Raw genomic sequence first — 12,239 nt, forward strand, 5'->3', positions numbered from 1 at the left:
TGTCTTCCCACCTCTCACCATCTTCAGCGAGCGAAACTTGCTGCTAAGAACCTGCCTCAAAATGAACTCACCAACTCAAAACAATATGCGACCCCCAGCGAATCAATTGCGGCGTGTGGTGTCAGAACTGACTCGCGTTGGTCTCGCTTGCGCATGTCTCTTGTTCGCAAGCGCATGCTCGCTGTCTCACGCAGATGACAACTCGAGTGACGAATCTTCCGCACCGGATGTCATCACGACCGTTACCGACAATGAGACTCAACAGACCAAACGAGTCCGTCCGGAATACCTGCAACCCGTTCCTGTCGAAGGCGACGTCGCCCCCGTTTCATTGCCACTGAAACCAACGCAAGGCGAAACGATCGCTTTTCTTGGCAACGGTTTGGCTTCGCGAATGGAGCTGTTCAATTCGTTTGAGACGGCTCTCTACCAACAGTTCCCCGACAAAGAACTGACGTTCCGCAACATGGGCTTCCCCGGCCACACGCCGGCCTATCGCCCCGAAGCGGGCAAGAAAGACCCGTGGGCGTTTCCCGGTGCGGAGAAGTTCCGACCTGAAATCCAAGGTCACTTCGGTGAGGGGCATTATCCCAAACCGGACGAATGGTTGACCATTGTCAAAGCCAACACAATCGTCGCTTTCTTTGGCTTCAATGAGTCCTTCGACGGGATGGACGGAGTCGAAAACTTCAAGAACGAACTGCGTGCCTTTGTCGATCACACCCTTTCGCGATCCTACGAACGTGACGCATCCAAACCACCCCGTTTGGTTCTCGCGACTCCAATCGCGATGGAGCAGCACCCCGAATTCAATCTTCCCAATGCGGAAGATCGAAACGCCATTTTGAAGGCGTATGCGGATGCCATTGGTGCAGTCGCCGATGAAAAACACATCGGGTTCCTCGACCTCTACACACCGACTTTGGATTGGTTCCAAACCTCCAATGAGCCATTGACGATCAACGGCGTGCACCTCTCGGACGCCGGTTACGCGAAACTCGCCCCGGTCATCATGCAGCAATTGTTTGGTGCCGACTCAGGTGTCGCACCAACCGATTCGCTGTTGCACGCGGCCGTCCAAGACAAAGCGTGGTTCTGGCGAAATGACTTCCGCATGCTCAACGGTGTTCACGCTTACGGCCGCCGCTGGGCTCCCTACGGCAACTTCAACTACCCCGAAGAAATCGAAAAGATCCGTCAGATGACGGTTCTGCGAGACCAAAACGTTTGGGCAATCGCGCAGGGCAAATCGTCCACAATCGAAGTGGATGACACGATCACGCGACCGCTCACTTCAGTTGAAACCAACTTCCGAATGAGCGAAAAGAACGGCAACCCGGACTACCTCAAAGCTGAAGAAGAAGCCCTCAAGACATTCACGTTGCCCGAAGGCTACGAAGTCTCGATGTTTGCTTCCGAGCAAGATTTCCCAAACCTGGGCAACCCTGCCCAGATGCGTTTCGACAACAAAGGTCGCCTGTGGGTTTCAACACTGCCGAGTTACCCGCACTACAAACCAGGTGACTCAAAACCCAACGACATGATCCTCATTTACGAGGACACCGATGGCGACGGACGAGCCGACAAGGAAACGGTCTTTGCCGATGGCTTGCACATGCCGATCGGTTTCGAACTGGCTCCCGAAGGCGTTTACCTTTCACAAGAACCTTTCTTGGTTCTGCTGAAGGACACCGATGGAGACGACCACGCCGACAAGATGGAATACTTGCTCGACGGCTTCGATCCGCACGACACTCACCATGCCATCTCAGCATTTGATGTTGACCACGGTGCCGGCATTTACATGTGCGAAGGTCGTTTCCTGCACTCGCAAGTCGAAACGCCCTGGGGTCCCGAACGCATGACCGACGGAGGCGTCTGGCGTTTCGATCCAAGCTCTTGGAAAGTCGAACGCGTCATGCAGTCCGATGTTTCCAACCCGTGGGGCGTCGCTCACGACGAATATGGTCAAACGTTCGTCAACGATGCCTCCGGCGGTTCGCAGTACTGGATGCTCGGTTACTCGATGAAGATCCCGCACTCGAAGGAAATCCCAAAGGTTTCGAAGTTCAACTACGAACACCACGCTCGTCCCACTTCCGGTTCTGAATTCCTCTACAGCCGTCACTTCCCCGATGAAGTCCAAGGCGACTACATGTACGCCAACACAATTGGCTTCCTGGGAATCAAGCAGTACAAGACGGTGGAAGACGGCGTTGAAATCAAAGGCAAATTCCGCCAAGACTTGATCCAGTCTTCCGATGGCAACTTCCGTCCTTGTGACCTGGAAGTCGCTCCCGACGGAAGCCTATACTTCATCGATTGGCACAACACGCTGATCGGTCACATGCAACACAGCGCTCGTGACCCGGTGCGGAACTCAGAGTACGGCCGCATCTATCGCATCACTCATTCGGACCGCGATCTGGTCGAACCACCAACGGTTGCCGACGCCGAAATCGAGCAACTGTTCGAGAACATGAAATTGCACGAGCTCAACGCTCGCAAACGTTCGCATCTCGAACTGCGTGGACGCGACAAACAAACGGTCATCAACGCCGCGATGAAGTTCGCCAGCGACAACGCTGACAACGAACGCTTGGTTCTCGAAGCTCTTTGGGCAACCTGGGGTCACCAAGAACCATCCACCGAGTTGATCAATCAGTGCCTAAAAGCTGAAGACCACCGCGTCCGCTCCGCAGCGGTTCGAGTGGTTCGTCACTGCCTGCACCTGCTCGATCAACCTGAGACATACTTGTTGACCGCCGCCACCGACGAACACGCGCGTGTTCGCCTAGAAGCTCTCTCGGCCGGTTCATGGTTGGGTGGCAAACGCGGAGCGGAAGTGTTGCTCACGGTCGCCTCCCAGAAAACGGATCGCTGGATTCGCAACGCTCTCAACAGTGCCATGCCGCTGCTCAAAGGAGACGTCGAACAGTTGATCGAAGGCAAACAATTTGATCCTGAAAACTTGTTGGTGGAATACAAACAGTTGCTCGCCAGCAAATTGGAAGGCGCCGCCAAACCCAAGAACTATCGAACCAAGTCGAACAAGTTCAAGAACAAGGAATTCGCGAAGACCTACGCTCTGGGTCAACAAGTCTTCTTTGAAGAAGGATCTTGTTACGCCTGCCACCGTGACAACGGCGAAGGCATCGTTCGGATCTACCCGCCACTGGCTGGTAGTGAATGGGTCAACGGCGATTCTGAGCGTCTGATCAAACTCACGCTGCACGGCATCTGGGGAAAAATTCGCGTTCGCGGCAAGGTCTTTGAACCAACCCAAGGCGTGCCACCGATGACCGCGATCGGGAACATGTTCTCCGATGCAGAAATCGCCGCCGCATTGACGTACGTCCGAAACAGCTGGGGCAATGACGCCAGCGAAATCAAACCGGACGAGGTGAAAAGCATTCGCGCCGCGACCGAAGATCGTCAACGCTTCTACAGCCCTGAAGAACTGATCGAAATGCATCCGTTCCCCGAAGGCAGTCGTCCCGAGATGGTGGAAGACGAACCCGCCACCAACCAGCTCGAAAACGAACTCCTCGCGGAATCACTCAGCGATCTCGTTCGTGACGCAACTGAAAAAGGCGACGCCGTTCGAGGCGCCGGTTACTTCTATGGTTCCAAGACCGCTTGTGCGACGTGCCACGATGTCAGCGAAGGCTACCAGCTTGGCCCTCAGCTCACCAAATCACGTGATGACATCACGCACGAGCACTTGCTCGAGTCCATTCTGAAACCATCCGAGAAGATCCTGGAAGGCTACCAAACCGTGAACGTGATCACGGTCGACGGTGCCATCCTGTCGGGCTTCTTGGTCGAAGAAACGGACGACAAGATCACGCTCAGCATCGCAGCCGATCAGGGCAAACCCCGCACCATTCCAATCGATGATGTGGAAGACGTGCTCGAGTCACAAAACTCGACCATGCCGCCCGGACTCGTCAACATGCTGAAGGATCGACAAGAGTTCTTGGACCTCGCCAAGTTCATCTTCGAAGTCAACGAAGGCGGCACGAAGAAGCTGAACCAGTTGAAGAAGAAAGCGAAGATCAAAAACTGATTCAGAAGGAAGCTCGCTTTCGAAAGACACGTTCCCCCCCTCGGCCCGCTTCGAGGTCGTGCAGTTTTCTGCTACCGCTTTTCGGCAGATTTTCGCATAGCACACCTCTCCCGAAACGAAGTTTGGGGAGAGGTCGAGCGACGCCGTTCAGGCGTACGCGAGGGTGAGGGCCCGGCATGGGAAGTGACGCGTGTTACCCTTCCCAGCAACTCCTAGGTTTTCGAACTCGACTATCTTGAAGCCGACGCGAAACTTGCCAGCCAAGTTTCGCGTCGGCTTTTTTATTTGCCTCCCACCAAACCCGCCCCGCCAAGTCCCCTTCCATGTCACAGAGATTCATCTCCCCACGTTGCCTCGCAACGATCCTGGCTTCAATCCTGACCACCTGCTCGCTCACACCCATTGCAAGCGCGAACGAACGACCATCGGTGATCCTTCACCGCCAAGGCGATCACGATTGCCACACATTTCGCATCCCCGGTATCGCTCGTTCCAACACCGGCACTTTGCTGGCGGTTTACGACATGCGTTACGACAGTCGCCGCGATCTCCAAGGCCACATGGACATCGGACTTTCGCGATCCACTGATGGCGGAAAGACTTGGTCCGCTCCACGTCCGATCATGGACATGGGCACCCACGGAGGATTGCCCAAGGACCAAAACGGATGCTCCGACCCCAATATCTTGGTCGACACGCACACCGGAGAAATCATCGTCACCGCGGTCTGGACACACGGCAAACCAGGCACGCATCAATGGCGTGGCAATGGATCAGAACCGGGACTGGACATTGAAACCTCCACCCAATTCTTAGCGGTGCGTTCCACCGACGACGGACAAACGTGGTCGTCCCCCGAGAACTGGACCAAGCAACTCAAGGATCCCAAGTGGTACTTGTTCGCTCCCGCGCCAGGCAACGGAATCACCATGACCGACCGCACGCTGGTGATTCCAACACAAGGCCGCGACCAAACCGGACTTCCGTTTTCCAATCTCATCTACTCGCGTGATCACGGAAAGACATGGACGGTCTCGTCTCCTGCACGCTCCGATACAACCGAGTGCGCTGTGGCTGAGTTGGCCGATGGTTCGTTGATGTTGAACATGCGAGACAACCAAAATCGCAAAGACAAATCTGATACCAACGGACGAGCCATCAGCGTGACGAGCGACTTGGGCCAGACCTGGACAGTTCACCCCAGCGACCACGGCGCCCTGCCTGAACCTGTCTGCATGGCCAGCCTGATCGCACACTCATTGCCCGATGGTCGCCGCGTCCTGTTCTTCAGCAACCCGAACCACAAAACTCGGCGTGCCAACATGACTGTCCGAGCAAACCTCGATGACGGTGCAACCTGGCCGTCAAAGCGACAAGTCGTCTTGGACACGGAAGGCGGAGCCTACAGCTCGCTCGTGATGGTCGACGACAAAACCCTCGGCATCCTCTACGAATCTTCGCGAGCGGACCTGGATTTCCAAACCATCTCACTCGACGAGTTCGGTTTGTGAAGATCCTCCCAAGCACAAATCTCAATCAGACGCACGAACGACCGACATTGACCGTGCCTTCGAAAATGCGTTGCACTCTCCCGCCACAACATTCCCACGTCGCCAAACAGTTTCGCGACGGTGAGAGTTCAAAATCGAGTTGTGATTTATGGCGGGTGCAGGCATCGTTCTCAATGGCGTTTCGATTCAACAACTAAAATCAGCTTCGAGAATCAACCACTTGGTTCGATTCAACTGCCCACCACTGCTTTCTCCCCACCGCCTCACGACTCCCCTCGCTCATGAAGTCCCAAACAATCCTCGCCGCTTGTCTTCTTCTCGCGTTCCCGTTTGCTGTCGCAAACGCAGCACCACCCGCCGACGGCAACCTGCACGTGATTTTGGGCGGCGATCATGCCGACCCAACGATCGTTCGTGATGGCGAAGACTTTTACATGACGCACAGCTCTTACCGGACCTATCCCGGTCTGACGATTTGGCACTCCACCAACCTGACCGACTGGAAGCCGATTTCCAATGCCCTCCATCAAGACGTTGGCACCGTCTGGGCCCCCGACTTGATCAAACACGATGGGCTGTTCTATCTGTACTTTCCATCGAGCGGCAAGAACTACATCGTCACCGCGGAAGATCCTCATGGACCTTGGTCGGATCCAATCGAACTCGACGTTCCCGGCATCGACCCGGGCCACATCGCAACGCCCGAAGGCGACCGCTACTTGTACATGCACAACGGCAATGTCGTTCCGCTTTCACGCGATGGATTGAAAGTCACGGGCGATCCCGAACAAAAGCACCGTGGCTGGCAGTACCCGGCCGACTGGGAAGTCGAATGCTTTTGCCTCGAATCTCCCAAACTCATTTTTCGCGACGGTTACTACTACATGACCGCGGCGCAAGGTGGCACGGCCGGTCCCGCGACCAGCCACATGGTCACATCGGCTCGCTCGCGGTCGCCACTGGGGCCTTGGGAAAACAGCCCTCACAATCCAGTCGTCCACACTTGGTCGCGAAAAGAAACCTATTGGTCCAAAGGACACGGCACGATCATCGACGACGCCGATGGCAATTGGTACGTCGTCTACCACGGATACAAAAAGGGAGCCTTGCCACACGGACGTCACACGCTGATCGAAGCGATCGAGTGGACGGATGACGGATGGTTCAAACTCAAACGTGATCCCAATCAAGAGCCCAAGATCATCGAACACCTCAACGGTCCGGTCTCGAACGATTCGTTTGAGTCCTCCGAACTTGGCTTGCAATGGCAACTGACCGGCGCTCACGCGCTGAATTCTTACCAGGTCGGCGATGGACACTTTCAGTTCGAGAACCCTGATGATCGAATGCGAACGCTGCAAGTCATCTCGCCCGAAAAGAACTACGACGTTCGGATCGAACTCGGTGAACGTGATCCCGATGTCGAACTAGGACTTTCAATCTGGTACTCCGAAGCCCGCTTGGCCGGCGTCGCCGTGCAAGGCGACCGAGTCATCATGCGACTGAACGATTCTCGTCGGTCATTCCGTGGCGTCCGAGGTGACAAAATTCGATTCTTGCGAGCCACTCTGTCCAACCAAACCGCCAATCTCTACGTCAGCGAAGACGGCGAGAACTGGACCAAATGTTCAAGAACCTTTGAGCTGTCTGGATTCGACCACAACGTTCTGGGGAGTTTCTCCTACCTTCGCCCCGCCATTTATGCGGAAGGAACCGGCAACGCAGAGATCCGATCATTTGAGTATTCACCGCTCGACTGAGCTCGTTCTACTCACGAACGAGCGGGCGTTTGATTCTCCATTCGGACTTTCGCTCTGGCACCGTTTCGCTTTCTCGGCCAGGAACTAGAATCGGGAGCCATGGAACCGAAATTCGGACCAATCTGCTCACACCGATCGAGATAACGACGTGACTCACTTTGACGTTTTCAATGGCGACGCGGATGGCATTTGCGCGCTGCATCAACTGCGGCTGGCGGAACCCAAAGACAGCACGCTGGTGACAGGCGTCAAACGAGACATCAACCTTCTCAAACGTGTCCCCGCGGTCTCGGGCGACTCGGTGACCGTGCTCGACATTTCGCTCGACAAGAATCGCGACGAACTCCAGCGAGTCTTGGATGCTGAGGTTCCGGTCACCTACTTCGATCACCACTTCGCTGGCGACATTCCCGATTCGCCGCTGCTGTCGACGAACATCGACACCGCCGGCGACGTGTGCACCGGACTGCTCGTCAATCGATTCCTCAATGGTCAATTCTTGCCCTGGGCGGTCACCGCTCTGTACGGCGACAACCTGCACGACGCGGCAAAGTCCGCCGCCGCACCACTGAACCTCAACGATTCGCAACTCGCGGAACTGGAACAACTCGGCACGTTGCTCAACTACAACGGCTACGGCGGAACACTCGACGATCTCTACTTCGCACCCGACGACTTGTATCGCAAAGTCCAACCGTACGCGGACCCGTTTGAGTTCATCGCATCGGACACCACCTTTGAAACCCTTCGCGATGGTTTCGACAGCGACATGAAACGAGCGGCCTCGATCGAGCCCAAAATGGCGACCGAATCCTGTGCAGCGTTCCTGTTCCCCAACGATCCATTCTCACGTCGAGTCAGCGGCGTCTACAGCAACCAACTGGCCCGCGAAAATCCAGGCCGAGCCCACGCGTTGCTGAGCGAACTGCCATCGGGCGATTACCTCGTCAGCGTCCGAGCTCCGCTAGCGACCAAAACCGGCGCCGACGAACTTGTTCGCCAATTCCCAACCGGAGGCGGCCGCAAAGCCGCAGCAGGAATCAACCAACTCCCCGCCGACCAACTCCAAAAATTCCTCGACACCATGCAACAACAATTCGCCGGCTAGGCGAATTCGCTGGCGAACCGCCCGCCTGGAGCCAAATTGACGACTCGGTTGGGTCGCCCGTTTGTTCGCTTGCAGACTATGATGGGCCTCGGATGGCCGGTTGCTCGGTTGGCACTAGCAATAATTTTGGGACGAGGAGAGTTGAGTGGCCACGCGAGTTTTTATCACCGGGATCTGTGGCTTTGTTGGAAACACGATCGCCAAACTGGCGATCGACCAAGGCCTCTCTTGGGAAATCTCAGGGATCGACAATCTCGCCCGCCCGGGCAGCGATCTGAATCGTCGCGATTTGACGTCCCGGGGTATCAACGTCATTCACGGTGACCTACGAAACGCGTCCGATTTAGATTGCGTAGGAGAAATCGACTGGGTGATCGATGCGGCTGCCAAGCCTTCTGTGATGGCTGGTGTTGACGGACAAACAAGCAGCCGGCAGCTTGTCGAGCACAATCTTGTCGGCACGATCAATGTACTGGAACTTTGTAAACGCACGCAGGCCGGGCTGGTCCTCCTCAGTAGCAGTCGAGTTTACTCGATTCTTCCATTGGCGAATCTTTCGATTGGCATCAACAACGGGGCTTACTTTCCCAAGCCACCGTTCCCCGATGGCATGTCAGAAAAAGGGATCCGCGAGAGCTTTTCGACAACTCCCCCTGTATCGCTGTACGGGTCGACCAAGTGCGCATCCGAACAAATTGCACTTGAATACGCGGCAACTTTTGGATTCCCTTGTTTGGTCAATCGCTGCGGCATTCTGGCTGGTGCGGGACAATTTGGACGGCCGGATCAAGGCATCATCGCCTTCTGGATACACAGCCATCTTGCACGTCGTTCGTTGCACTACACAGGCTTTGACGCGTTGGGACATCAAGTTCGTGATTGTCTTCATCCGCGTGACTTACTGTCACTGATTGCCCACCAAATGACATCGGAGCTTCACGAGAAGCCTTTGATCACAAACGTTTCCGGAGGAATCGAATCGGCAATTTCTCTGCAGCAACTGACCGCCTGGTGTGACGAACATCTTGGTGCCCATGCAGTCGAATCTCAGCACACCACTCGGCCTTTCGATCTTCCGTGGGTGGTTCTGGACAACACACTGGCAAAATCGGCCTGGGGATGGCATCCTAAAACGACGAAAGAGGAAATTTTCGCAGAGATCGCGGATTACGCCAAGGCAAACCCTGACTGGCTCGACATTTCAACATGACAGACGACAGCTCCTTTCCTGAATCACAGTCGACTCATTGTTCTACTTTGAGCCAAGTCCTCCGATAAATCGATCGATGGAATCAATGCGAGAGAAAGTGGTTTAACGCGGTGTCCGACGAACAACAAAAACGAGAGAGCCCACCCCATCCAATCGAAGGGGGCGCACCCGATGGAGTAGTCGATCCGTTGCAACTCCTGTCGGTCGTTATTCCTGCTCGCGATGAAGAAGGCTGCATTCGTTCGAGCGTCGAGCATCTGCATCTGGAGTTACGACTCAAGGAAGTTCCGCACGAGATCGTCGTCGTCGATGACGGAAGTTCGGATCGAACCTGGGCGATCTTGTCTGAAATGGCAAACTCACTTCCGGCGTTGAAGCCCGTTCAAAACCTTGGTGAACACGGATTCGGTCTTGCGATCCGACACGGCATCGATCAATCCACGGGCGATGCTGTGGTCATCATGATGGCCGATGAATCGGACGATTGCCGCGACGTCGTCCGCTATTGGAATTTATTGAACGAAGGCTTCGACGCTGTCTTCGGAAGCCGATTTGTCAAAGGTGGAGGCGTTGTCGACTACCCCTGGTTCAAATTGTTTCTCAACCGGACAGCCAATCATCTGATCCGCTTCCTTTTTCGAATCAAGCTGAACGACACCACCAACGCCTTCAAAGCGTATCGCCGGACGACACTTGACGGATGCCGTCCATTCCTTTCGCCTCATTTCAATCTGACCGTCGAATTGCCATTGAAATCAATCGCTCGTGGTTATTCTTGGGTCGTCATTCCTATCACCTGGCGAAATCGTCGGACAGGATTGGCAAAACTAAAAGTCCGTGAGATGGGAAGTCGCTACTTCTTCATCGTTGCCTATGTTTGGCTTGAGAAATACTTCAGCCGTGGTGACTACGCGAAACCTGAGAAATTGTAGGCTTCGAGTGAGGGAATGTTCCGCAAGAACGAGGAACAAGTTCGAGTCCAACAATGAGAACCAGCAATCTCCTTGCAACGACGGAATGTCCCTGAATCACTTCCGTTCAGAAAACGACTTCAAACGCATCAATGCGTCTTCCCACTGCCCGGCGACGATATCCAGAAATTCATGCACTTCGCTGATTGCTTCTGAACGAGCTACAAACCGGCGTTCTCGTCCGTGTGCTTCCTGGGAAACGAAGTTGGCTTCTTCGAGCACGCGTAGATGCCGGGTGACCGCTTGTCGAGTCACGGGCAAGTCCGCAGACAACTGCTTGATGGACTGAGGTACACCCGAACGCAGCTTCACCAAGATCTTCAGTCGCGTGTCATCTCCTAGCGCAGCGAACATCATCGCGTGACGTCGCGTGTCAATTTTGTTGGATGAATCAGAGGTTGTCTTGGACATAGTTCTGAACGTTCACGACCTGCGCTGCCCAACCACCATCATTCATGCGAAAAGCTTCCTCACGACGATGGGCGGGAATTCCATCAAAGCCGGACTCGGTGACGCGAACCAATGTCCCTGACTCAACCGCATCCAAGATGAACTCCACCAATGTACGAGGCTCGTTGGAGTAATCAACCTTTGGATCGACTGCATAGGGACGCCACCAAAAAGCGAAGCGGCGTTCCGGTTCGATCGCCTCCACGATCACTTCCATCGTCACATGCTCATAGCCGGGATAGGTGATTGCACCGCGAGTCATCTCCCCCACCTCGAACGGCCCTTCCAAATTCACTCGAAACCACTCACCAAACTCTTGGTGGTCCGTGATCGCTCTCCAAACACGCGAAACCGGGGCATCGATTTCAATTTGCTTTTCGATTCGATCGGTTGTTTCATTCATCACTTCCGCCTTATTTCCCAGACAGTAACATGCAACATATCGGTTGCACGTTAGCGTGATCGGGCGTTATGCTCAAGTCAAATTGGAAATTCTTCGGGCGTTTTGTCGATTCAGGACCAATGCGTTCGACCAGAATAAAACGCAATCATCGAAACTCTCAACTGACCAGGAAACCAAACATGCACCATTCATTTCTGCTGCTGTCGCTTGCATTCGCATCACTGTTGACTGGGCACGCGATCGCACAAGAGCAACCTGCAATGTCCGAGCCCACTCAAAAGCATGAATGGCTGCAAAAATTCTCAGGCACTTGGACCACCAAATCAGAAGCCAGCATGGGACCGGAACAACCGCCAGTTCAATGCGAAGGCACCATGACATCCCGTATGCTCGGCGGCTTTTGGTTGATCAACAACATGAAAGGCGACTATGCGGGAACGCCGATGAATGGCATTCAAACGATCGGCTTCGATACAACGAAAAAGAAGTATGTGGGCACCTGGGTCGACTCAATGACATCCTTCATGTGGCACTATCAAGGTCAGGTCGACACCACTGGGAAAATCTTGACGCTGGAAGCTGAGGGTCCCAATTTCATGACGGATGGAACGACAACAAAATTTGAAGACATCTATGAGTTCAAGTCCGAAAACGATCTCTCGATCAAATCTCGAATCCTCGCCGAAGATGGCAAGTGGGTCACATTCATGAGCGGCATTGCAACCCGAAGCAAATCCGACTGAATCGACAATCAACC

9 protein-coding genes are annotated in these 12,239 nt (G+C 54.6%); 7 read left to right on the forward strand and 2 right to left on the reverse strand.

Translation table 11 applies throughout. The features are described from left to right. Positions 1-160 precede the first annotated feature (160 nt). The 6 genes from CEE69_RS01965 (at position 161) to CEE69_RS02000 (ending at position 10,590) form a co-directional block, all read left to right on the forward strand. Positions 161-4,069 carry a PVC-type heme-binding CxxCH protein gene (locus CEE69_RS01965; protein WP_233214515.1) on the forward strand — a complete coding sequence of 1,303 codons (3,909 nt, stop codon included), beginning with the start codon at positions 161-163 and terminating at the stop codon, positions 4,067-4,069. 428 nt (positions 4,070-4,497) lie between these two features. Beyond that, complete coding sequence (locus CEE69_RS01975; protein ID WP_233214516.1) at positions 4,498-5,580, forward strand: sialidase family protein; 1,083 nt, start codon at positions 4,498-4,500, stop codon at positions 5,578-5,580. Between the two features lie 281 nt (positions 5,581-5,861). After that, positions 5,862-7,340: a family 43 glycosylhydrolase gene (locus CEE69_RS01985; protein ID WP_099258928.1), complete on the forward strand. Its 1,479-nt coding sequence runs from the start codon at positions 5,862-5,864 to the stop codon at positions 7,338-7,340. A 148-nt stretch (positions 7,341-7,488) separates the two neighbouring features. Beyond that, positions 7,489-8,448 carry an acetyltransferase gene (locus tag CEE69_RS01990; RefSeq protein WP_099258930.1) on the forward strand — a complete coding sequence of 320 codons (960 nt, stop codon included), beginning with the start codon at positions 7,489-7,491 and terminating at the stop codon, positions 8,446-8,448. Positions 8,449-8,593: 145 nt separating this feature from the next. After that, positions 8,594-9,658, forward strand: a complete 1,065-nt coding sequence (locus CEE69_RS01995) for an NAD-dependent epimerase/dehydratase family protein (protein ID WP_099258932.1) — start codon at positions 8,594-8,596, stop codon at positions 9,656-9,658. A gap of 110 nt (positions 9,659-9,768) precedes the next feature. Further along, complete coding sequence (locus CEE69_RS02000) at positions 9,769-10,590, forward strand: glycosyltransferase family 2 protein (RefSeq protein WP_099258934.1); 822 nt, start codon at positions 9,769-9,771, stop codon at positions 10,588-10,590. Positions 10,591-10,686: 96 nt separating this feature from the next. Here CEE69_RS02000 and CEE69_RS02005 read toward each other — a convergent pair whose 3' ends face one another. Together CEE69_RS02005 and CEE69_RS02010 are read right to left on the reverse strand one after the other, a co-directional pair. Continuing rightward, positions 10,687-11,040: an ArsR/SmtB family transcription factor gene (locus CEE69_RS02005; RefSeq protein WP_099258936.1), complete on the reverse strand. Its 354-nt coding sequence runs from the start codon at positions 11,038-11,040 to the stop codon at positions 10,687-10,689. Then, positions 11,021-11,482, reverse strand: coding sequence for an SRPBCC family protein (locus tag CEE69_RS02010; protein ID WP_099258938.1), 462 nt, complete (start codon positions 11,480-11,482; stop codon positions 11,021-11,023). Before CEE69_RS02010 ends, CEE69_RS02005 begins: the two co-directional genes overlap by 20 nt. 179 nt (positions 11,483-11,661) lie before the next feature. On the opposite strand from CEE69_RS02010, the gene CEE69_RS02015 reads away from it, so the two are divergent. After that, positions 11,662-12,225, forward strand: a complete 564-nt coding sequence (locus CEE69_RS02015) for a DUF1579 domain-containing protein (RefSeq protein WP_099259220.1) — start codon at positions 11,662-11,664, stop codon at positions 12,223-12,225. Positions 12,226-12,239: the final 14 nt, after the last annotated feature.

This window comes from Rhodopirellula bahusiensis (assembly GCF_002727185.1).
Taxonomy (GTDB): Bacteria; Planctomycetota; Planctomycetia; order Pirellulales; family Pirellulaceae; genus Rhodopirellula; species Rhodopirellula bahusiensis.